The 22,747-nt window shown below is 45.3% G+C and carries 23 protein-coding genes and 2 pseudogenes; 11 read left to right on the top strand and 14 right to left on the bottom strand.

Translation table 11 applies throughout. From position 1 onward, the window contains the following. Positions 1-66 precede the first annotated feature (66 nt). The 3 genes from EL268_RS03220 to EL268_RS03210 all read left to right on the top strand — a co-directional run bounded on the left by EL268_RS03220 (position 67) and on the right by EL268_RS03210 (position 2,750). Positions 67-1,155, top strand: coding sequence for a suppressor of fused domain protein (locus tag EL268_RS03220; RefSeq protein WP_106657138.1), 1,089 nt, complete (start codon positions 67-69; stop codon positions 1,153-1,155). 171 nt (positions 1,156-1,326) lie between these two features. Then, on the top strand, positions 1,327-2,160 hold the full coding sequence (locus EL268_RS03215; RefSeq protein WP_106657137.1) for a leucine-rich repeat domain-containing protein: 834 nt from the start codon (positions 1,327-1,329) through the stop codon (positions 2,158-2,160). Between the two features lie 53 nt (positions 2,161-2,213). Then, positions 2,214-2,750 carry a hypothetical protein gene (locus EL268_RS03210; protein WP_106657136.1) on the top strand — a complete coding sequence of 179 codons (537 nt, stop codon included), beginning with the start codon at positions 2,214-2,216 and terminating at the stop codon, positions 2,748-2,750. A gap of 85 nt (positions 2,751-2,835) precedes the next feature. On the opposite strand, the gene EL268_RS03205 is transcribed toward EL268_RS03210, so the two are convergent. The 8 genes from EL268_RS03205 to EL268_RS03170 form a co-directional block, all read right to left on the bottom strand. Beyond that, positions 2,836-3,126 (bottom strand): hypothetical protein, encoded by a 291-nt coding sequence (locus EL268_RS03205; protein WP_106657135.1) that lies wholly within the window; start codon positions 3,124-3,126, stop codon positions 2,836-2,838. Then, a complete protein-coding gene (locus EL268_RS03200) occupies positions 3,123-3,425 on the bottom strand; it encodes a DUF2089 family protein (RefSeq protein WP_048034874.1) in 303 nt (100 codons plus the stop codon). The genes EL268_RS03205 and EL268_RS03200 overlap by 4 nt, the downstream gene beginning before the upstream one ends. A 138-nt stretch (positions 3,426-3,563) precedes the next feature. Next, positions 3,564-4,040: a DUF1579 family protein gene (locus EL268_RS03195; protein ID WP_106657134.1), complete on the bottom strand. Its 477-nt coding sequence runs from the start codon at positions 4,038-4,040 to the stop codon at positions 3,564-3,566. 133 nt (positions 4,041-4,173) lie between these two features. Next, on the bottom strand, positions 4,174-5,670 hold the full coding sequence (locus EL268_RS03190) for a YcdB/YcdC domain-containing protein (RefSeq protein WP_106657133.1): 1,497 nt from the start codon (positions 5,668-5,670) through the stop codon (positions 4,174-4,176). A 109-nt stretch (positions 5,671-5,779) separates the two neighbouring features. Then, entirely contained in the window at positions 5,780-7,474 is a 1,695-nt protein-coding gene (locus EL268_RS03185) for a YcdB/YcdC domain-containing protein (protein ID WP_106657132.1), read from the bottom strand. After that, positions 7,461-8,009 (bottom strand): RNA polymerase sigma factor, encoded by a 549-nt coding sequence (locus EL268_RS03180; protein WP_106657131.1) that lies wholly within the window; start codon positions 8,007-8,009, stop codon positions 7,461-7,463. The genes EL268_RS03185 and EL268_RS03180 overlap by 14 nt, the downstream gene beginning before the upstream one ends. An 84-nt stretch (positions 8,010-8,093) precedes the next feature. After that, entirely contained in the window at positions 8,094-9,620 is a 1,527-nt protein-coding gene (locus EL268_RS03175; protein ID WP_106657130.1) for a YcdB/YcdC domain-containing protein, read from the bottom strand. Positions 9,621-9,730: 110 nt separating this feature from the next. Next, positions 9,731-10,111, bottom strand: a complete 381-nt coding sequence (locus tag EL268_RS03170; protein ID WP_106657129.1) for a winged helix-turn-helix transcriptional regulator — start codon at positions 10,109-10,111, stop codon at positions 9,731-9,733. Positions 10,112-10,347: 236 nt separating this feature from the next. On the opposite strand from EL268_RS03170, the gene EL268_RS03165 reads away from it, so the two are divergent. Together EL268_RS03165 and EL268_RS03160 are read left to right on the top strand one after the other, a co-directional pair. Next, entirely contained in the window at positions 10,348-11,010 is a 663-nt protein-coding gene (locus EL268_RS03165) for an NAD(P)H-dependent oxidoreductase (RefSeq protein WP_106657128.1), read from the top strand. A gap of 192 nt (positions 11,011-11,202) precedes the next feature. After that, positions 11,203-11,631, top strand: a complete 429-nt coding sequence (locus tag EL268_RS03160) for a hypothetical protein (protein ID WP_106657127.1) — start codon at positions 11,203-11,205, stop codon at positions 11,629-11,631. A 108-nt stretch (positions 11,632-11,739) separates the two neighbouring features. On the opposite strand, the gene EL268_RS03155 is transcribed toward EL268_RS03160, so the two are convergent. Next, positions 11,740-12,936 (bottom strand): hypothetical protein, encoded by a 1,197-nt coding sequence (locus EL268_RS03155; protein ID WP_106657126.1) that lies wholly within the window; start codon positions 12,934-12,936, stop codon positions 11,740-11,742. Between the two features lie 176 nt (positions 12,937-13,112). On the opposite strand from EL268_RS03155, the gene EL268_RS03150 reads away from it, so the two are divergent. Beyond that, positions 13,113-14,429 (top strand): MBL fold metallo-hydrolase, encoded by a 1,317-nt coding sequence (locus EL268_RS03150; protein WP_106657125.1) that lies wholly within the window; start codon positions 13,113-13,115, stop codon positions 14,427-14,429. 201 nt (positions 14,430-14,630) lie between these two features. After that, complete coding sequence (locus EL268_RS03145) at positions 14,631-15,278, top strand: hypothetical protein (protein ID WP_106657124.1); 648 nt, start codon at positions 14,631-14,633, stop codon at positions 15,276-15,278. 285 nt (positions 15,279-15,563) lie between these two features. On the opposite strand, the gene EL268_RS33175 is transcribed toward EL268_RS03145, so the two are convergent. Continuing rightward, positions 15,564-15,722, bottom strand: coding sequence for a hypothetical protein (locus EL268_RS33175; protein ID WP_232030241.1), 159 nt, complete (start codon positions 15,720-15,722; stop codon positions 15,564-15,566). A 123-nt stretch (positions 15,723-15,845) separates the two neighbouring features. On the opposite strand from EL268_RS33175, the gene EL268_RS03135 reads away from it, so the two are divergent. Continuing rightward, positions 15,846-16,703, top strand: coding sequence for an SDR family NAD(P)-dependent oxidoreductase (locus EL268_RS03135; RefSeq protein ID WP_106657123.1), 858 nt, complete (start codon positions 15,846-15,848; stop codon positions 16,701-16,703). Between the two features lie 38 nt (positions 16,704-16,741). On the opposite strand, the gene EL268_RS03130 is transcribed toward EL268_RS03135, so the two are convergent. Then, entirely contained in the window at positions 16,742-17,227 is a 486-nt protein-coding gene (locus tag EL268_RS03130) for a DUF2165 family protein (protein ID WP_269149407.1), read from the bottom strand. A 348-nt stretch (positions 17,228-17,575) separates the two neighbouring features. Here EL268_RS03130 and EL268_RS03125 point away from each other — a divergent pair. Next, positions 17,576-17,896, top strand: a pseudogene (locus tag EL268_RS03125) (aminotransferase class I/II-fold pyridoxal phosphate-dependent enzyme); the annotation flags it as partial. A gap of 155 nt (positions 17,897-18,051) precedes the next feature. Here the strand turns inward: EL268_RS03125 and EL268_RS03120 are convergent. Beyond that, positions 18,052-19,008 carry a carbon-nitrogen hydrolase family protein gene (locus EL268_RS03120; protein ID WP_106657121.1) on the bottom strand — a complete coding sequence of 319 codons (957 nt, stop codon included), beginning with the start codon at positions 19,006-19,008 and terminating at the stop codon, positions 18,052-18,054. Between the two features lie 192 nt (positions 19,009-19,200). Between EL268_RS03120 and EL268_RS03115 the strand changes: the two genes are divergently transcribed. Then, complete coding sequence (locus EL268_RS03115; protein WP_106657120.1) at positions 19,201-20,496, top strand: MFS transporter; 1,296 nt, start codon at positions 19,201-19,203, stop codon at positions 20,494-20,496. Positions 20,497-20,571: 75 nt separating this feature from the next. Here EL268_RS03115 and EL268_RS03110 read toward each other — a convergent pair whose 3' ends face one another. Together EL268_RS03110 and EL268_RS03105 are read right to left on the bottom strand one after the other, a co-directional pair. Then, positions 20,572-20,754 (bottom strand): hypothetical protein, encoded by a 183-nt coding sequence (locus EL268_RS03110; RefSeq protein ID WP_007723975.1) that lies wholly within the window; start codon positions 20,752-20,754, stop codon positions 20,572-20,574. Positions 20,755-20,766: 12 nt separating this feature from the next. Continuing rightward, positions 20,767-21,597 (bottom strand): hypothetical protein, encoded by an 831-nt coding sequence (locus tag EL268_RS03105; RefSeq protein WP_106657119.1) that lies wholly within the window; start codon positions 21,595-21,597, stop codon positions 20,767-20,769. Positions 21,598-22,102: 505 nt separating this feature from the next. Here EL268_RS03105 and EL268_RS03100 point away from each other — a divergent pair. Then, positions 22,103-22,727 (top strand): annotated as a pseudogene (locus EL268_RS03100) (hypothetical protein). Positions 22,728-22,747 lie beyond the last annotated feature (20 nt).

Here is a 22,747-nt window from a genome sequence, read left to right as displayed (position 1 = left end):
TGTTTAATCAAGCACAAATCTTTATAGTTATCGGCGAATCTATCACGATGATTGAAGGTGAAACCTATGAAAAACATCCTATTAGAGGAGTTCTCTCCGATTTGTCCGATTCAAGCTTTTGTCGAAGAAGATGAGAACGGCGTCTTTTTTTATTTGTGGGATTATCCCGGTGAGGAGCATGCTAGCATTCGTTCTTGTTGGGTAAGAAATTACGGACCTGCACCGGACTCGATCGATTTCGCTGCCATGGAGGATGGTCAAGCTCCCATGCTTCCACGCGATTGCTGCGCTCATCCGGATGGAGCAGACAGGCTAGACCCGGAACAGCTCTCGATCGTATGGCTAGAGGAAGGCGATGCGGCGGCACTCCTGTATGAGGATGAGGTACTGTGTGTGATTCCCGGCTGGGCTGGCCCTTCCCCGGACGGCTCGCACTATCCTTCTTATGCACGAGATTGCACCGGAGAATCTCATCTGTGCTTTCCGCTGGGAACACCAGAGACGAACGCCATGTTTGCCCGCATCGAAGCTGCCCAGCATTTTTGGGCGAGCTGGGATGGCAACCCTTGGCCTGACATCCAGCACCAGTTCATGGATGCAATTACCTCGACCCTCGGCCCAATTAAACAGTATTACGGCATCGACGGCGGACACTGGCCCCCGAAAGCATTGGTGACCATCGAAAAAGGCGACGTTACCTATGCGATGACCCTCGGCGTATCCATTTTGCGTCAGCCAAAAGTCGAGCAGTATACAGAAGAGCCGGAGCAATTACGCCGATTCGAGCTGGCCTTTGCCTGCGACACCAAATGGCTCGCCCAAAACGAACAGCAATTGCTGGCCTACATCAGCGGCCAAACCTCTCTGCCGTGGTCGTATATGACGTTCCTCGCACAAAGTCACACCATTCCGTGCCAGGAAATCAGTCAGATCAACAGCAGCTTCTCCTCTATGCTGCTCGCAAAACCTGAGGATGCACCAAGCATTCCACTTCCGCTCATGGCGGGCGATCCTGTGAATCTGTTATGGATGATTCCGATTACCGCGGAGGAACAGCAGTATGCAGAAATGCATGGGTCTGAGCAATTGCTTCAACGTTCCTCGGGAGATGGTGCGGATTGGATTTTTAATGGAGAAACAAAATTTATGAAATAAATGTGCTCCTCGTTAGATCGAGTGTGTGAAGCAGCTCAGTAGCTATGGGCTGCTTCACGTATTTACACTGTTTTTTTATTTCATTGCTTTGTGCTCCTCAAACAGAAACCATTTTATGGAATTCCGCGTCCTATCATAATAATAACCGTTCTAAAAAGTGGGGGATGAATCTTGAAAAAATGGATTACTCTGTTGATCATTTTAGGTGTATTAAGCGGGTGCGAAGCTAACGAAAAGAATTTAAATGAATTCACGCAAGAGCGCTATCAAATGGAAAAGCTCTCCCCAGTTCTATTAGAGTCCTTGTCTAAATCAATAAATAAACCAGTTCAGGATATCAAAGTCGAGGATTTTTTAAATATCGAAGAACTAACTTTAGATACAGATAGTTTTCCTCTGGAACAAAAAGATGAAAAAATTGATTTATCTGTTCTATCTAAAATGAAAAAACTAAAAAATCTATCTTTGAATAAAATAAATGCTAAAGACTATCTTTTTCTAAAGGATTTAAATGAACTTGAATATCTTTCAATCACTGGTTTTCGGGAAGATCAGCTACCTGCTTTAAATAATAGTAAACTAATTAGCCTCTCACTGGATGAGGGGGATTTATCAAGTTTGAGAATACTTGAAAACAGTAAATCTGTTACACAATTATCTATTAGGAATAATAAAATAAACGATTTGTCATTCATTCAACTACCTAATCTTACTTTCTTAGATGTATCAAATAATCCTATTCCTTCAATAAATTTTGTAAAAGAACTACCGAATTTGGTACGTTTACAAATTATGAATGCACCCATCACAGATATAGCAGCTGTACAGTATACACCTAAACTTAACTACTTAGATATTAGAGGGACTAAAGTAACTTCTATACATCCACTGATCAACCTTGAAGAACTTGCGATTCTATTAGTCGATCGAAAAAGCATACGTGATTTAAAACTACTGAAAAAAGAAATCAAAGTCGCTGAAAATGGTTATGAAATTAATGATTGAAAGTAAGACTCTCGTATAAATATGACTGTAGCAAACAAGCCTGGAGGTCGTGGATGAAAATCAGCATATTTCCAATTATGTTTATCCTTATAGCTTCCATAATGGTAGCCTGTTCAAACGAGAAAACCTTACAAACGAATCAAGCGGAGATAGAAAGGTTACAAGCGGAAATCACTCAATTGAAAAACAAAAACAAAGAACTTGAAGCCTCTTTAGTTGAGGAAAAACAGAAAAATGATATGAATACTAAAATCTATAAATTACGAGATATCATTGATCTACAGACAAGAGAAATGTTTCGAGCCATGATGAAAGGTGACACTGAAAAAGTCAAACAGTATATTTCCAAGCAAGCTACTGTGGAAGGAAAGAATTTTGTTTATAAAGTGGCGAACGAAATCATAAGCATTCCATTCGTTAAGGAGGGAAGCACTTTTCGGCAGAGGTCTTTTGATATTTATAAAGATGGACGATTTATTACAGATTATGAAGTATGGATAAACGATGAGACTTACTCAGGAACACTAGAGTTAAGCTTCACAGAGGAAAATAACGAATGGAAACTAAGTAGTATGCAAGGCGATAGATAAAACATAAAAGCCCTCAAAAACGAGGGCGTCAGGTTGACCTTGCCTGCAGTCGACAGTCCTCCTCTTCTGCAGGCCTTAGATCCACTTACAAATCAAGCAGCTCCATTCTCTCCATCTCTTTCTTCCTCTTCGCCTTCATCGCTCTTCTGCCTTCCGACCAAGCCAATGATAGAATCGCAATCCCACCAATTGCTACCAAGATCAACGTCAGTTCACTGCCTTCTTTAAATAAACCTGTGACATAACCGTAGACCAGGTACGCAAGAAAAAAGCCCGGGAAAATAGCCCCCCAATAAGCGTGATTCAGCCTGCCGAGTAAATTTTGCATGCCTACAATGCCGAGCCCAGCCAAAAATTGAATCATCCCCATACTCATCTGTTCTCATCTCTTTCTTGTTTGTATTTTTCAATAATGAGCTTGGCTACCTCCAAACTCATCCGTTCGTCAATGACCAGGTTTTTGATCATTTGCACGAATTCCACTTCCGCTTCCTTGCTATGTAATTCGATCTTTTTAATGATTCGGTCGAGCTTGGCCCGAACTGTTGGGTACGATACACCATACTCATCTGCCATACCCTTGAGAGAGCCCGAACTGATGATAAACTTCCTGATAAATTCGAGGGTTTCCTTGTCTAAAGCTAGCACCCAAGATGGAATTTCGTCGCGCTCCATGATTCGCCTCAACCTCCTGTCCTTTAATTATATTAAGATAAACTTTAATTTTATTCAAGTGTTTTTGAATAAAATTAAAAGAAACCAACAAAAAAGGAGCATCCTCACCTGATGCTCCCTCACTGCTCCTCCACTTTTTTACTCCATCTTCGTCAATCGAATATCCATCCAATGTGTCCATTTCTCATCATTGCCCAACAACTCCCAAGTGCCAATGAGTGTGTTGCCATCCACACTAAACTTACCGGAAAAACGTTCGGTATTCCCTGTTATCTTCCAGTCTCTGCCCAAAAGATTCGCATAGTAGGAAGCCATACTTCCATGGTTGTCATAAGCGTGTGTGAAGTACACCTGATGAGACGCATCATAGCCGATGATCTCAATGGTTTTGACTTCTTTATCCCCTATCAAACCATCTACATGGTGAATAAGAAAAAATCCCCCGGGTAGCCATTCGTATGTATCTATTGCTTTCAACTTCACGGCTGGCCCTGACGGACTTTCCGTAATCAGTCCTTCTGTCATCCATTTCCCTACAAAAACGTTCAGATGAGAAAGAGCCGGATCAGGCTTGAGCATCTCTTGTGAAGTATGATTGACATGTTCATTCGTCATTCGGAATTCCTCCTTATCGGACAGTGAATTACTGTTTATTCTAGGGGATTCATGGAATGCATGCTTCTTATCGATTGCTATTTACCAACAAAAATCCCGCCCCTCATGATGGGAAGCGGGAGAACGTATGTGTTTACTTGAATGCCTTTCCTGTTACCGCATCCAACTTGAAGTATGACTTTGTGTCTATCGAATATGCTGGAACTGGCTGTGCTTGCACTTTTCTGTTTAGAACAGGGAACACATACCCCAACTCTGTAGGATGGGCTTTCAAAAACAGTTTGGCAGCTGCTTCTTTGGAAATGGCTTTCTTTTTGTCCGGGAAGGGAGCGGTCGGCTTCGTGAAGTAATCCATAAAGTTCACAATTTCCCCTGTCTGTCCGTCTACATTTACGAGGTATTCCTGGTCAGAGACGACAACACCATCGTACAGGGCGAAAAAACTGAAGCTGTACGCCGTGGCAGTAGGCATCGAGATTTTGCTTTGATCGATTTTCAGCTCTTTCACACTTGCGTCAAGGTAGGGTTGCAAAAACTGAACGGCTTTTTCCTTTGCCTCTTCATACGTAAGCTGGACATTTTCTGGATTGTTATGATGCTGTGTGGCCTTAGCTGCCTCGCCATCTTTGCGGATTTGGAAGCCAGTCACGTCCTTGTTGTTCGTATAAACCAAGATCTTGTCAGTTCCTCCCTTAGACTTGAAAAGCGTCCCCTCTACTCCTTTCTTTTCCGGTAGGATCCGCTCATCCGTATCAAAGCTGATTCCCTCCATATTGAGCTGGAACTGTTCTGCTAATACTCGCTTCACGTCATCGGCATTTCGAGCTGAAAACCGCTTACCTCCAGACTTGACCGCAATAACTTCAGAGTAACGACTTGTATGCGAAGAGGCGCTTTCGACCTTTTCTCCTGTCACTGCATTCATATATCCACTCGATTTTAGCGAATACGTCAAAGCAGGCTTTCCTGTTGCCTTTTCATGCGCGGAATACGTAAGTTCCATAAACGACGCTACTTTCTCTGGGAGCTTAGCTTCCACCAACACTTTCCCCGGCTGGACAAACAACTCAGATGATGCTCGTAATGGCGCACCTTCCAACGTATCCACGTACATAACACCTTTACCGTTGACGCCGACGACATAACGATCGGTGAAAACAGGCAAACCATTTTCGTAGCGTGTATACGTTACCTGCCAATCATTCGATTCTTGACTGGCTCTGTATTTGTTGAAATCGTCGCCCAATAGCGCCTGTAAGAACGCGTCCGCATTTTGTTTGGCAACTGCTGCTGATGGCTTGTTCTTCTGCTTCGCCTCATATTCGTTTTCATACGTATGCAAAGCACCAGTCTCTGCATCAAGTAGCAGCCTAGCATACCGCTCCTTTTGATCTGTAGAATTAAAAAGCAACTCGTACACACCACTTTTCGGCGGGTTGATCATGAGGTCCATACTTTTCAAGTCCGGCTGGAGAGTGTAAAGCGTTTGGAGTGTTTGTTCTGCTGCTGGCGGCAATCCCAGATTTGTCTCAGCTTGTGCAGTCAGCACTGGATGCTGGCCCCACATTGGGGTCGTTGCTAAAATACTTGCCGTCAGCATTGTTGTTACCAGTTTCTTTGTATAATTCATAATCTTTTCCCTCCATAGTAATTTTTTATTTCCTCTATGTAATAGTCGAAAAATAACCACGGAGGTTACAAAATAGGGAGCATCTTCACCCGATACTCCCTCTCTTTTACTACTTGACTAACTTTCCTGATATCGCATCAAGCAAGAAATAAGCCCTCGTGTCTACGGAATAAACCGGAAGTGGTCTTAGCTGCAGCGTCTCCTTTTCTAAAGGCAGTATGTAACCCAATTCAACAGGGTGACTCTGCAAAAATTGCTTGGCTGCTTCTTCCCTCGATATGGCCGTATCAAAATCCGGGAAAGGTCCAATCGGCTTGATAAAATAGTCCATGAAATTCACAATCTGTCCTGTCTGCCCATCTACATTGACGAGGTAATTCTGGTCAGTGACGACTACGCCATCATGCAGGGCGAAAAAACGAAAGCTATACGCTGTTGAAGTAGGCATCATGATCTGACTCTCATCGATCTTCAGTTCCTTCACACTACTGTCCAAATAAGGCTCCAAAAACTGAACGGCTTTTTCCTTTGCCTCTTCATACGTAAGCTTTGCATTTGCAGGCTTGTTATTATGCTTTGTTGAACTAGCCGTCTCGATTTTCCCGCGAATTTGGAAGCCTGTTAGCTCCTTGTTATTCGTATAAACCATAATCTTTTCTGTTCCACCCGAGGACTTGTAGAGAGTCCCTTCCACACCTTTCTTGTCAGGCAATATACGCTCATCTGCCTCAAAGCTAACCCCATTCATGTCAATCCCGAACTCCTCTGCCATTACTTTCGCTACTTCATCCGCATCCCTAGCCGCCAGCTTTTTACCTCCTGGCTTGACAGCAATCAGGTCAGAGTAACGGCTCGTATGTGAGGAGACACTCTCAACATCTTCTCCTGTCTCCGCATGAAAATACCCTGTCGTCTCAAGAGAATACGTTAACAACGGTTTACCTGTATCTCTCTCTAATGAATAGGTCAGCTCTATGAGCGTTGCCACTTTTGCGATCACCTCTTCTTCGGACAAAAACGTGCCCGGTTTCGGAAATGCCTCTGACGATACAGGGGGTAGTGCACCTTCAGGTGTATTTACATATGTGACTCCCTTACTGTTGACACCAACGAAATAGCGGTCCAAAAATACCGGCAGCCCATTTTCATAGCGAGTGTACGCAACGCTACTCCAATCATTATTGGTATTCTGACTTACTTGGTATTGCTTGAATTCGTCTCCCAACAGCGTTTGTAAAAAGGCAGCAGACATTTGCTTTGCCTGTTCTTCTGTAGGCGAAGGGGCTTCCTCATTCATCGCTTTCTCATTTTCGTAGTTACTGATTTTCCCCGTGACTGCCACCATCTCGACAGACGCGTACCGCCGTTCTTTTCCTTGCACCGTTTGATAGAAGATAATCTCATAGACCCCATCTTCTTTTCCGATGACCTCGGGTTCCAGCGTTTTTAGTTCAGGAACAAGATTAAATAGCTTTTCCAAGGTTTGCATGGCGGCAGGGGATACTTCCGTAAGCTCCAGCTGCTGACCCTTTAACACAAGTGGAGCTTCTGGCTGAGTCGTCACAACCGACTCCGGATTGGTAATGATGCGGGTAAAAATCGGCGCCAGCAAAAAGACCGCGAGAACGACCGCTGCGGTTAATCCCAGTCGGATTGTCGTGCGTCTAGTTTTGCTTCTGCTTCGATAGATTTGATCAACCTCGACAAGCTTTCTTTCCAATGTGTGCAAAAACTCGCTGCGGGGGACTGCATCCGGTCTGTTTTGAAATTCCTGTAACACTTCTTCATCGCTAGGAAATTTCATGCACACCATCCCCCTTTTCATAGATGTGTAACGCCGTTTCTTTTACCATCTTCATCGCGCGGTGAAAGTCTACCTTGACCTTCGCCTCTGTGCATCCGAGAATTTCTGCTGTTTCCTTGACTGTATACTCTCTGATTCCCCGCAACACGATGACATTTCGGTATTTCGGCTTCAATTGCAGCAGCGCATTTTCAAAATGAGTGCGTTCTTCTTTATCCTGCAGTTCTTTTTCCGGCAACCCCTCTGAACTGGGCAACAGCTTCAATAATGTCCCGGCAAAAATCGTCTGTAGACGTTTCTTTCTGTATTCGTCGATCGCGACATGCTTGGCAATATTCAAAATCCAGGTGCGCATACTCGAGCGCTCCTCAAACCTGTGCAGGGATTTAATGACGCGCACAAACACCTCTTGGGTCAAATCCTCTGCTGCTTCCCGACTTCCGATAAAATGATAGAGATACTGATAGACTTCTTTGGAATACATCCTGTATATCCCTGATATGTCTTGCTGACCTCGATCTTCTCGAGCATCCAAGGCTTCTTCCTCCTCTTCTCGCGACAGGGCATGTCTACATGATGGAATCCCGCCCCTCATGATGGGAAGCGGGATCGAATACGATTATTTGAATGACTTTCCTGTTACCGCATCAAGCAAGAAGGAAGAGACTGTGTCGATGGAATAAACCAGAGTCGGCTTTGCTTGCACCTTGTTGTCCTGAACAGGGAACATGTACCCCAGCACAGCAGGACGGTCTTTCAAAAACTGTTTAGCGGCAGCTTCTTTGGAAATGGCTGTCTTTTTGTCCGGGAACGGAGCAGTAGGCTTCGTAAAATAGTCCATAAAATTCACGATTTCCCCGGACTGTCCGTCTACGTTGACGAGGTAATGCTGATCTGTCACGACTACACCGTCATGGAGAGCATAGAAGCTGAAGCTGTATGCCGTTGCAGAAGGCATCATGATCTTGGTCTGATCAATCTTCAGCTCATTTACACTGGAGTCGAGGTAAGGCTGCAAAAACTGAACCGCTTTTTCCTTGGCTTGCTCATACGAAAGCTGGGCATTTGCTGGTTTGTTGCCATGCTGGGTAGCACTGGCCATCTCGACTTTTCCTCGGACTTGGAAGCCGGTCACTTCGTTGTTGTTCGTATAGACCGTGACCCTGCCGTCTCTTCCCTTGGACTTGTAAATCGTTTCCCCTTCCCCTTTCATATCCGCTGGGGTATGCGTATCTGTCTCTAACGCGATTCCATCCATCTTGATTTGGAACTCTTCTGTCAGTACCTTCGCAGCTTCATCCGCATTGCTGACTGTGAACTTTTTGCCGCCTGGCTTGACCGCTATGGCATCAGAGTAGCGGCTTTTATGAGAGGAGGCACTCTCGATTTCAGCTCCTGTGACGGCATTCACATATCCGGTCGACTCCAGCGAATATTTCAAGGCAGGCTTTCCTGTCTCCTTTTTATGCGCGGAATACGTGAGCTCCATGAGCGAAGCGACTTTCCCCGTCACTTCTTCTTTGGACATTACCTTTCCTGGCTTGGCAAACAAGGAGGAGGCTGCTCGGAGCGGGGCGCCTTCAAACGTGTTCACGTACATGACACTCGAACTGTTGACGCCAACGACATAGCGATCAGTGAAAACAGGTACTCCATGTTCGTGACGCGTATAGGTAACAGCATCCCATTCGCCCTTTGTTGTCTGAGTGGCTTTGTACTTTTTGAAATCATCGCCCAAGAGCTTTTGCAAAAATGCCGCTGATTTTTGTTTGGCAATCGCTTCCGATGGCTGATTGTTTTGCTTCTGCATTTCCTGTTCGTTTTCGTAGCTATGCAAAGCTCCTGTCGTTGCATTCAAGCCCACCATGGCATACAGCTCCATCTTGCCTGGGGCAATTCCTTTGTCAAAGCGCAGCTCGTACACGCCGTTTTTCGGTCCGTTCATCTTTTTGTCCATGCTTTTTAATTCAGGCTGGATGGCGTATAGCTTCTGGAGTGTTTTTTCTGCTGCTGGTGAGAGCTTCACTTCCTGCCCCTGATTGGTCGCAGCTTGTACGGTCATCGTTTGGTGTTGCAGCCATAGCGGAGTTGTCGCCAACAGGCTTGCCATCAAAAAAGTACCTGCCAATTTCTTTGTATGCTTCACAGTTGTTCCCTCCCGAGGAATTTTGTGTTTGTTTTTTTGTCCTATGTAATAGTCGGAAAAACCACAGGGAGGTTACAAAATAAAAAAACCACCCATTCAGGTGGCGGTTTTCAGGACCCGTGAGCAGTAGATAGAGACTCTTCTGGTTCCTCTGTTTGAAAATGTTCTCCCCATTCTCGCAAATACTCAATGACAGGTCCCAAGCCTTGCCCTAGCTCGGTTAACTCGTATTCTACTTTTGGCGGAACGACAGGATACACTTCACGCTTGACGATTCCTGCTTCCTCCAACTCCCGCAATTGTTCTGCCAGCATTTTATGATTCACACCGATTATATTTTTCTTTAACTCTCCGTACCTTTTTTTCCCTTTGAACAGCTGACAAATGATTGATACCTTCCATCGTCCCGCAAAAACCGAGACGGCAAGCTCGATCGGGCATGGATATTCCTTGCCATTTAATAGGTACCTCATCGCTGGTTTCTTCTTCATCCCACTCACTTCCCTTTTCGTAAGTATTAACCGAAAAAGTGCGTACTTACTTTTCTTTAGTGTATTCGGTATGCTCTATTTTGTAAAACAATTTTAAAGGAGGGAGCTCATGGAAAAGCAAGTTCGGGTAGACCAAGTTGACGTCGCTCTCCACCCCTAAAGGGAGAGACCCTCATCGGAAATCGCCCATTTTCTATCAACGGTTTCATAAACTTATTCGAAAGTAGGATGACATTATGCATAAAGATCAAATCATAGAAGCTTATCAATTCAGACATGCCTGCAAAGAGTTTGATGCAGCTAAAAAAATTACGACGGAAGACTTTGACTTTATTATGGAGACAGCTCGCCTGTCGCCCAGCTCCTTTGGCTTCGAGCCATGGAACTTCCTTGTGCTGCAAGATCCGACTCTTAGAGAGAAGCTGTTACCCGTCACATGGGGTGCACAAAAACAACTGCCGACCGCAAGCCATTTCGTCATCGTACTGGCGCGGACGAAACAAGATATGGCAGCTGATTCCGAATATATCCAACATATGATGAAAGACACGCAGGACTTGCCGGAAAACGTTGTACAGCAAAAAGGCGCTGCTTACGATCACTTCCTGAAAAACGACTTCGCCCTGTTTGACGACGAGCGAGTCATGTTCGAATGGGCATCCAGACAGACCTATATCGCGCTTGGCAATATGATGACGTCTGCTGCCATGATCGGCATTGATTCGTGCCCCATTGAAGGCTTTGCAAAAGAAAAAGTTGAGGATATCCTTGCGGCCGAGGGACTCCTCGACAGAGAACGCTTCGGCGTCGCTTGCATGGTGGCTTTTGGCTACCGGAAAAATGAGCCCCGTACGAAAACCAGACAAGCGAAAGAAGAGATTATTCGTTTTATTGGGTAAAACCAACAATTGGGTCCACGTAAAAAGCATTCGTATTCCGAATGCTTTTTGTCGTTTTATATAAATTTCAGTGAGTCTTCCTAATCACTAAATGTGAAAGATTAGTGAACACAGTTAGCATATATTTACAATTATCCAAATAATTGATATGTTTTATTTGTCCCAAATTTTACATACTCAGGAGGTATTTACATGAAAAAATTTGCTACTACTGGTCTACTTGCCCTAACACTCGTACTAAGTACATCTGCATCCGCATTTGCTGCCGTATACCATGATAATGAGCCAAACAATAACAGAGACACTGCAAATGTTTTTCATGTAGCTGATGGAAACCAAATTAACGGTAAACTGGATAGAAATAACGGAGACCAGCAAGATTACTTCAAGTTTACTCCTACCGTAAATCAAAAAGTCCGTTTTCAACTCGCCTACTCCAAAGCTCCTAAGCAAGAATTCAGACTAATAATGGGTTCAAACGAGACTACTTTAACGAAAGATTATTTCGATGTGGATTTAGTTGCTGGAAAAGAATACACTTTTAAAGTTGAAGGACACTCTTACAATTACGATTACAACAACTTCAATTATTCTGTATATACTTATGTGTTACCAAACTAATAAACATGACAAAGTCGCCAGCACTGGCGACTTTGTCTCTTTTCTTTCCTGTAAAATAACAGCCATCGCCAAAACTACAAGCGATAGCTAATAGGTTAATACTACGCCTTATTCCGTATACTGAAAGCCTACAATACGACCGGATTCATCTACAGAAATGGTGATCCCCTTGCCGTTGGCTGGTCGGAATGTCACATCTGCTGTCACAAAGCCATAATCATAGTCTTCAAAAATGGCACCGCCACCGCCCCGCTCGACCTTTGCCTCTACTTTATACTGGCTTGCTTGATCACCCACCAGCTGTTTCAAGAAAGCGGCTGCTTTCTCTTTTGCCACCTTCTCGGCAGGGAGCTTTTTCGACACCCACTCTGGATTTTGGATCATTACTTTACTCAATTCATTTGTACGGGTATCCATGATAACGAAAGCTTCTGCACGAGGAGTCGGACTGTATACCCGTTTTTGCGCTTCAAACATTTTCAGCAGTTGCCAGTTACCTTCGATGCCGTAGTTATCATAATCGGAAAACTGTGCAGTGTCTGGGAAAAGCTTGGTTACCTCGGCTACTACCTTTTCCACCTCAGGGGAAAACTTGCTCTGCTCCACACCCGCTGGAATGCTCACTTCGAATGTTTTCTCGTCAAAAACGGGTTGGAAATCCACCTTGTCTACGGTGTACGAAAATGCTTGTGCTTGATTGTGGGTGAAGGTGCGCTTGAGCAGCAGCCCCGTTTCTCTGTCAATCCACAGGTCATCCTGGTAATGGTGAGGCTTGCCATCGATTTTCGCCTCTTCTTTTTTGACGACGTGATACACGGCTCGATTCAACAGTTGTGCTTCCTTCACGGTGATCGCCACCTTCGAATCTGGCAACGCCACTTTCAAGCGCTGTAGCTCTCGCTTCGTCTTGTTGATTTCGTTATCGTATGTGCCAATCGTTGCGGAGTGAACAAATCCTCTGCCACCTTCTTGATACGCTGCCACCTGGCCTGCCTTCCCTACGGCATGCTGAACCCTTTTCCCGTCTGAGATTTCCTCTCTCCATTCTCCTTTGATCGTGTTATCCCATGTTTTTGCCTTTTGGATCCCGGTGCCCTGCTTCGATTTTGATGTGTGCGTCGATTCGATGTACATGGAAACGGGTTGTTTTTTGTCCATTTCTTTGACCAGCTGATCAAAAGTAATCGCTTGGGCTTTATCCGCGGCGACTACCATGTTGGTTTGTGCCTGTGCGATCCCGAATGGGGATACCGCTGAGAGAAGGAGTGCTGCCATGCCGACGGTAACAAGTGCTTGCTTTTTCATGTCGTTTCATCCTTTCGACTCGTTGATTGCTGTTCACTTGTTACGATCCTCGTCATGCACAGCTTGTGACACAAATCCCTGAAAAAATATTTTTTTCAAATTCCTGTCACGTTTTTCTCCCCGGCAGGATCATCCCTTTTAGCAAATCGCTAGTATACATAGGGAGAACAACTCACATGAAATTTCAAATGGTCAACCACGCTTCGTTTCTATGGGAACATGATTCCATCAAATTAATGACCGATCCTTGGCTAACGGGAACTGCCTTTGATAACGGCTGGGGCTTGTTAGCCAAGACCCGCTTCACCCCTGAGGATTTTGCCGAGATTACGCATATATGGTTTTCTCATGAGCATCCGGATCATTTTCATCCACAGAGTCTTCGAACCATACCCGAGGAGTATCGCAGACGAATCACGATCCTCTACCAGCAGTCAGCCGATAAAAAAGTGATCGAATGGTGCCGTGCCTTTGGCTTTCAGCAAGTCATTGAGCTCTCCCCGGACAAATGGTACTCCTTATCCGACGATGTTTCTGTCTTGTGTCGGCCATTTCCGGTCGGCGATTCCTGGCTGTGCATCAAGACACCTGACATGACGATCCTGAATCTGAACGATTGCGAGGTCAGCACCACCCAAGAAGCGAAGGATATCCTTAACCGTGTCGGTGACATCGATCTATTATGGACGCAATTCTCGTATGCGGGCTGGGCAGGGAACAAGGAAGACTTCCTACTCCGCAAAAAAAGAGCCATGGAAAAGCTCGCCCGGGTGAGAAAACAGGTGGAAGTCCTTCAGCCTCTCTACGTGATTCCCTTCGCCAGCTTCGCCTGGTTTTGTCACGACGAAAACTATTACATGAATGATGCAATCAATAAAGTAGATAGAGTGTACCGCCTCCTGCAGGAAGAAACGGATGCCATCCCAATTATTTTGTATCCCGGCGATACGTGGACGCCATATGAAGCTCATGATCCTGAGAAGGCGCTCGCCCTCTACGCACGAGACTATGAGAAGATGGCTTCCTCTCCCACTCTTCTTCCTTCGGTCAAAATCGAACCGGACAGGCTCTTCCAGGCTGGCTTGGACTTCAAGGAACAGATACGGAAAAATAATCATTCGCTGTTTCTCTCTATCGTTCGGCCCGTTACCTTTTATTTGTCAGACTATCAAAAGACTTTTTGCTTTTCCCTAGCCGATGGGTTGATCGAATCCCCATGCGATCCACTCGATTGTGATGTGGAGCTGTCATCTGAAGCCCTGCATTATTGCTTCACCCATTTGTGGGGATGGAGTACGCTGCGCATCAATGGAAGACTGCAAGCTCCGAAAGGTCGGAATGCCCGTTTCAAGCGCTTTGTCATGCTCGGGCATGTCGCACAGCTGAACAATTTTGGTATTTATATGGGATGGAACTGGGCGTTTGTCCGTTTTGCGGTAAATTATGTGGGAGAGAAGATTCGCAACCGCTATATGACGACACACAATATATGAAAATAGGAAAATACACCCATTTTTCCATCAGATGATTGGGTGTATTTAGTCCTAATACCTATGAGCATGTAAGAGAGGAGGACTATTATTCGAATATTCTCAATTAACCTCATCTATTCCCATTATTATACACAGCATGATAGAATCGGAAAGGAAATTCCGTACATTTCCAATTATGTATAAAAAGGTGGATCAATTCAGATGAAAAAACTAGTATCCGTAGCTTTGTTGCTCTCCATGTTGGCTGTCTCCGCTTGTTCGAACAAGCCAGCTGAGACAAAGCCAGCTGAGCAAAATGCAGCACAAACCACAGAAGCTGCTAAAACAACTGAAGCTCCAAAAACAGATTCGGCTGCACCAGCGCCAACTGCAACCACAAACGACAAGCTGGAAGCGAAAAAGGTTCTGAACGACAAAGTGGAAATCTTGATTCCAAAGGGCTTTACTGTCATGTCTGAAGAAATGGCGAAAGTAAAATACCCAACGGAAAATCGTCCTTCCTTGATTTATACCGATGAAAAAGGTTCTATTAACATCGCGTTTAGTCATACGGAAACACCTGCTCAGGACAGCATCATCAAAGACATGAAGGACCCTATGAAACAAGCGTTCTCCAACATGTACCAAGATGCAACCTGGTATCGCGATGAAGTAATCCAAATCAACGGGAAAAACGTTGGTGTGTTCGAACTGCTGACTCCTGCTGCTGATACGAAAATTTACAACCTCATTTTCTTTACAGAGCTCGACGGCAAAATGCTGATGACCACTTTCAATTGCACCGAAGCACAAATGGAAGAGTGGAAGCCGCTCGCGCAAGAAATTTTGATGTCTTATAAAGTGCAATAAGGAAACAACATTCCCTTTATAGAGTAAAAGCACCCTCCCATGGGTGCTTTTTTTTAGCTTTTTCTTTTTCTGCATCCAACTCTTTCTTCCAACGAAGCAAAGCCTCCCGAGAAGGGTACGGATTGGGCTTGAGCATGCATCTCTGCCTTTCTTTGCGCGTCCCACCTATACACCTCTGCTTGAAACGCTTTTCCGCTATCATGTATCCATGTTCGACCATACCCTACCTGTTTGCCACCTAATCAATAAGCTATCCATTTGGGCAGCCACTATGGGGGCAGCCAATTATTCGGAAACCGTGTAGCCTTGTCCCTTGAAATTGGCGATCAGATGCCAACGATCCTCGTCCTGCTTGGCGATCACGCGAATGCTGCGTTCCGATTCGCTCCATAATGGTCTCACCCATTTTCCTAGTCTAAACAAAATATATGCTTCTTTTTTCACCACATGCCCTCACAGTATCATCGATTACACTCGCGCACAAATAAAAATAGACATTTTTATAATTTGTCTATTATAATCAAAACAATATTTTATATTGTCTGCATTTTAAAGAGGAGGCTTATCATGAATCAGTTTGAAAACAAAGTAGCGGTCATTACCGGAGCTGCCAGCGGTATCGGACGTGCATTGGCAACGCGCTGTGCTGAAGAGCAGATGAAGGTTGTCCTTGCCGATGTGGAAGTAGCGGCGCTCCAAAGAGTAGAGCAGGAGTTACAGGCGGCAGGAGCAACTGTCCTCGCTGTCGTAACGGACGTAAGCAAAGAAAAAGATATCCAGATGCTTGCACAAAAAACGCTAGATGCGTTCGGTGCTGTCCATCTATTGTTCAACAATGCAGGGGTTGGCGCAGGCTCGACAATCTGGCAAAGCACCCTTGCTGATTGGCAGTGGGTCATGAATGTGAACTTGTGGGGAGCCATTCACGCTACACGGATATTTGTACCCATGATGGTAGAACAAGGGACAGAATGCCACATCGTGAACACAGCCTCTCTCGCTGGCCTTGAATCCGGACCAGGGAATAGCATTTATCGTGTAAGCAAGCATGCGTTGGTCAGTCTGTCGGAAACCCTCTACCACGAATTGAAAATAATCCAATCTAAAATCGGTGTTTCCGTTTTATGCCCCGGCTTTGTTCAGACGCAAATATGTGACGCCCATCGCAATCGTCCAGCCGAGTACAGCAAACCAGAAGATATCGCGGAACCTTCACCGATGACTACCGCTATCGACCAGTTCATTCGTTCAGGTGTCGAGCAAGGAATCTCTCCGAAAGAAGTAGCTGATCACACCTTCCTGGCGATCAAGAGCAATCGCTTTTACATTCTGCCAGATCTATCGTATAAAGAGACTGTGCGTCAGCGAATGGAAGATATCTTGAACCAGCATAACCCGACATTCGTGATTCCTTCGCATATGTAACATAAAAGCCACGCTCTCCAAAGAACGTGGCTTTTATGTTACATATCGGCTATTTCTCGATCTCGCAAGGAAACCAAGATAACGAATCCAATCATCACCTCTGTAATATTAAACGCTACCTGCTGACCATTCCATACTTGTGATTGCCACATGGCGAACCACTCTGCGCCCACAATCGCAAATCCGAAAAACCAGATGCAAAAAGCGACCATATAAGCGATGTATGCGAATGTTTTCGAGTTATTGAACGTTTTTGCATCCTTCTTTACATTACGCAGCATATTTCCAGCCGCGATCCACCCAAAAAGTGAGAATAGCCCTTCCGCAATAATGATTCCGATATAAGCAATGGTGTGAGCAGTCGGATCAGTAATCGCTCGCCACATAAGTGCGTTCCCCTCAAACGTGGTATCCATGGACAGAACATGTTGGACAAATTGATAATTGGAATGGTAGTCCATAAGATTCCCTAGGAAAATGGACGTCCCAAATGCTGCGGATAAGGCTACGACCAAAACCTTCAAATACCGTAACGTTAAATTACTCAATGATGATCACGCCTCTTTTCCCTTCTTCTTTACCCCTATTCCCATATACTGTCTTTACTCATTCTCGATCGGATTGACACCCCCTTTCTCTTTGCAAGAAAAATCTATCTATTTTCATCACGAGTATTCATCTCCACTAGATGGAAACCTAATCATACTTATTCGGAAATGGAACCATCCAATTCATGATTTTTTTCCCCATCCATGTTCAACAGTTTGGAACGGTTTTGTCACATGTGTTTTTCTTAACAATGTTATGATGAAATGGATTCCCCCATATAACAAACAACGAATATGTGCAAGGTTGTGATTATCATTTGGAAGCTTGAGGACGATCCTTTCAGTCTGACTTCCTATGACGGCAAGCCTCCACTACCACTCAAATCATTGGATCAGCTTGGCTCCGTAGTCTATATTGGTTCCTTTTCCAAAATTGCTGCATCCGGTTTACGAGTCGGTTGGATGGTGGCGCCTCATTCCGTTGTCGAACGTTTGGCTGATGCCCGCCAACAAATGGATTTTGGCCTGAGCGTGGTGCCACAAAAAATCGCGGCCCAGTTTTTGCATTCCGATAACTTCCTGCCGCATTTAGAGCGATTGCGTATGCATTTGCAGTACAGAAGAGATTTGCTTGTGGAAGCTGTGGTCGGGGGAAGCCCTGCCACATGTTTTCCAGTCGCCTGTATCCTCTCTACGTTCGGGCGGTCTCCTTCCAAACTTCTCCTCACTACAGCAAACTAAGTAAGAGCTCCACCGCTTTTTACCAAGCAATGGAGGTCTTCTGCATTTTACAAAAGGACTTACTTCATCCACTTCACATTCTCTTTTTTCTCTTCATTCACCAACAACGTAAAAACATCCGGTCGCGAGTAATGTCCAACGACATCAAAATCGAATTGGCTATAAGCGATATCGCGAATGTCCAGATCAGCATAGAGAATCTCCTCCCGACCAAAAACAGGCTCGACGATATAGTCACCCAACGGCCCCACAATCGCACTTCCACCTCTGCTCATCTCGTCTGGCGAAGAAGCCAGATCGTCGTAGCAAGCCAAATCAGTCGGATACATATCTTTTGTTACGTACTGATTGCTCGATAAGACGAAGCATCTGCCTTCCAGTGCGATATGGCGGATAGTCGCTTGCCATGCATCCCTCGCGTCTGCTGTTGGTGCGATGTAGATTTGAACGCCTTTTGCATACATCGCTGCTCGCGCTAACGGCATATAATTCTCCCAACAAATTAGAGCCCCGATCTTACCGTACGGAGTATCAAATACCGGCAAAGTACTTCCGTCCCCTTCGCCCCAAATCAACCGTTCGGATGCAGTCGGCTTCAGCTTGCGATGCACGCCGAGCAACTCACCATCAGGTCCAAAAAATAAGACGGAACAATATAAGGTGCCGCCGCTGTTTTCATTGTCTCTCTCGATCACACCAATGACGAGATACACGCCAGCTTTGCGTGCTGCCTCCCCGAGCTTGTCTGTCTCTTCACTCGGGACGACAATGGAATTGTCCCAATAACGAAACCAGTCTTTACGACCCTCATGGGAACGACTGCCTACTTTTGTCCCAAAAGTAAGGCCTCTCGGATACGCCGGGATAAAAGCTTCGGGAAAAACAACGATTTTCGCTCCTTTTTCTCCTGCTTCCAGTGTCAGTGAAACAGCCTTTTCCGTACTTGCCTCAAGATCCATGATGACAGAAGCAGCTTGAACAACAGCAACTCGAACGTTTTGTTGCGGATTAGACATATTGACCTCCCCTGCTCTCCTAGAGAAATTCGCTTGTTCTCCTACTATTCGGTGTATCCAAGGGTCTTCCCTACTGCGGTGTTTTTTCTTTTGCAAAGTGTTTCCTAAACAGGATTCTCCTTGTGTTTACCCGTCGCCAATACTATACTGAATGCAAATTCCCCAGTCATTTCCACACGAAAGGTGGATCAGATGTCACTCAAACCTGAATATTTACAAAACTACATCGACTCCCCAGATAAACAGCAAAGACTATACAAACGAACGCTCTGGATTGTAGTCATCTCACAAATTTTCGGCGGTGCAGGACTTGCGGCAGGTGTCACCGTAGGGGCTCTCCTCGCTCAGGATATGCTCGGTTCGGAAAGTCTCGCAGGTATCCCTTCCGCATTGCTCACGCTTGGCTCTGCTGTCGCTGCCTTGCTGGTGGGTCGACTCTCTCAACGCTTTGGACGCCGTTTGGGACTCGCTAGCGGATTCTTGGCCGGAGGTATTGGCGCAATTGGGGTGGTTATCGCAGCCGTCGCAAACAGTATTGTCCTTCTGTTTGCTTCCTTAATTTTGTATGGGGCTGGCACCGCTACTAACCTGCAGGCCCGCTATGCAGGCACAGACTTGGCAAAGCCTAAACAGCGAGCGACTGCCGTGAGTATTGCCATGGTCTCCACTACATTCGGGGCCGTTGCAGGACCAAACCTGGTGGAAGTCATGGGACGATTCGCTACATCCATCGGTGTCCCCGCACTGGCTGGTCCTTTCATCTTGGGTGCGGCAGCCTTTATCCTCGCTGGTCTCGTATTTTGGGTGTTGCTTCGCCCGGACCCGTTCATCGTTTCGAAAGCAATCGCCGAAGCGCAGCAGGTGGATCAGAACTCGTCATCCTGTCTAAATGAGAATCAGCTTGCAAGCAACAACCGGGGAATCATCGTGGGAGCCACCGTCATGATTTTGACGCAGATTGTCATGGTTGCCATTATGACGATGACGCCTGTACATATGAAGCACCACGGACATGGTCTCTCTGAAGTAGGTATCGTCATCGGTTTTCATATCGGTGCGATGTACCTTCCCTCGCTCTTGACGGGGGTACTCGTTGACAAGATCGGTCGCTCCACAATGGCCTATGCTTCAGGTGTCATACTGCTTGCGGCCAGCCTGCTTGCTGCTTTTGCGCCAGCCGATTCGATGCCGCTACTCATTACCGCTCTTGTGCTGCTCGGACTGGGCTGGAATTTTGGATTAATCAGCGGCACAGCGCTCATCGTGGATGCAACGCAGCCCGCCACTCGTGCGAAAACGCAGGGAACGGTTGATGTCTTGATTGCCTTGGCTGGTGCATCCGGTGGAGCCCTGTCTGGTATGGTCGTCGCCAATGCCAGCTACGCAACACTTTCCCTTGCCGGAGGCGCTTTATCGCTGTTGTTGGTCCCTGTCCTGATATGGTCCCACAGGAAGAGCAAACACAGTGTAGAGATCTCCCAAAACTAAAGCCACCCTCAGCAGGTGGCTTCTCCTCTATCCCAAGTACCCCGAAACAAAAAATAACACTGCTCACAGGCAGTGTCATTTTCCTCCAACCACTTTATTATCATGCCGCTCATTCGGACTATGCTCATCTACAATCTGTTTCAAGCTAGCGAAGCCAGGAGTAAATTTGCTGTTGGGAATCTTCTTCTTGGAAGAGAGATTTTTCGAGTAAACAGCAGTTTCGTTGCCTCTTTTCGCGAAGAACTCAGCTAATTTCATCGTATCCCACTCCTAACTAGCTCTCTTTAAGGTTTTGACCTTATTCACAAACTTGGTAACAAATCCTAATAATAACATATACGTAGTCAACCGCTCGAACTCCTGCATATTTTCGGGAGTAAATGTGTCATTCTTGTAAACAGCGACCGCGAATCCAAGCCTGAACTTTCCAAAATTTTTTACAATCGCAAATTGTTCAATATCCGTGTTTTGAATGCGTCCCTTTACTTGTTTATCGGCAATTCTACAATCCTCTTGAAGCATGGAAGACAGTAGCAGCGTACGTACTGTTTCAAAATCTTTCAACTCGGTTAAGTAAAACACTTCAAACTGCTTGTCATTATTCGTAGGTACGATCCAATAACAGCATAGCTCGTCCGGCTTCAATCCATAAATCGTCTTTACTTCCATTTCAAATGCCTTCATAAACGTGATCGCATTCGCATTAATAATAGCTGATGATTGACCACTTCCATCCAAACTGTAAATCGCATTGGCCAATTCTTTCTCACAATATTTCACTTCCATCTGAAACTCGATATCGTTCCCTCTAATCTTGTTGCAGATGAACAAAACGATGAATACCATTCCTGCCAAAATGGCGGAATACAAGATAGACAAACCTAGAACAGAGCCTAATGAAGCTAGTTTGTTTTCCTCAGGTGGCGGTGCTAGGATAAACAGCCATTCGATCGGTTGAAACATCCACTTATGTATGACTGCTATCAAATCTGGCAGCAAACCTTTTAACAATTCAAATACGAGCCATGAGACCAGAACGAACAAGATGCCAAGAACAGAAAAAACAATTTTTACATTGCTCTGTACAAGATTCTTTAGCACCTGTAAACCTCTCCTTCTGGTAAAGTTTTACATTATTTTAACATTTTATTTCGATTCTACAAATAGGAAAAAACTACCTACATTTAGGTAGTTTTTTAGGCGTCTCTATCGTAATCGTACTGACTTTTTGATTACCTATGTACTGTATCGTCTGCTGTACAATCTTGCTGTTTTCTTCGATTCTCTTTAGCGGTTTAAATGAACTCAACAATTGCGAATTCCCCCTATCGGTATACTGGGTGTACTTCGTAACGAAACGCTCCTTTATTGGTCTGCCCATTTTTCACCTCTATCAAACACGAAATGATCATCATGACCTTCAGCCTTCTAGGCAATACCCCATACCTTATGCCGTTCTGATTTTGTTTAGACCCCTCTTCTGGGTGCTGCTTTTCCACTGTTAGTGACGGTTTTGTTACAAACAATGTTGCACCCATTGACACAATAACCTTCCACATTCCTTGCAACAAAAAAGGATAATCCAAACGAAAAGGAGTTAGTCAGAATGAATTCAGTGATATCGAAGAATGAAACCATTCTTTCCTATATCATTGCCATAGCGCTTATCTTGCTCATGGTAGCGGCTTCCGCCATACTCGATGATCCCGAAGTCATTCTACCTGAAATAGCAGCGATGGCGATAGGCATTTGGGTATATCGAGAACCGGGATGGATCAGGCAGCCTTCTAAAATTTTTGTGGCTCTCCGTCGTCATTTTTTCCTTTCTCATCATGCTCGGCGTTCTCGCCTCCAAACTGAATGGCGGTCTGGAGAAGAAAGTGAAGATACCGTATCAGTATATGCTCGTGTTCTTGATTTTGACTTTCGTTTGGATCGGTTTATGCTGGGTGGCTGGTTACCCACAGTTAGCAGCTATTCCGCCCATACTCGTCGTTGTATATGAATCTTTTCACAAGCCGATGTTCAACGGCAAGATGGCCTTCAAGCTCGGATTGGTGTTAACCATATCAGCGACAGTCGGTACATTGCTCTACTTTGCGATTGATTCGTGGGTGATTGTCATGCTGCCCGTGAGTGCGCTCATCGCTTCGACTTTCTTCTTTGGCTCCGTGCTCATATACAAGAAGTGGGAAAGAAAAAGAAGTCAGCTTCATGCCCCGAGGAAATAGCCCATAACAATAGAGCCACC

The sequence above is a fragment of the Brevibacillus brevis genome (assembly GCF_900637055.1).
GTDB classification, from domain to species: Bacteria; Bacillota; Bacilli; order Brevibacillales; family Brevibacillaceae; genus Brevibacillus; species Brevibacillus brevis.
Note: the sequence above shows the minus strand (reverse complement) of the source record. Positions and strands in the feature narration are given on the sequence as shown.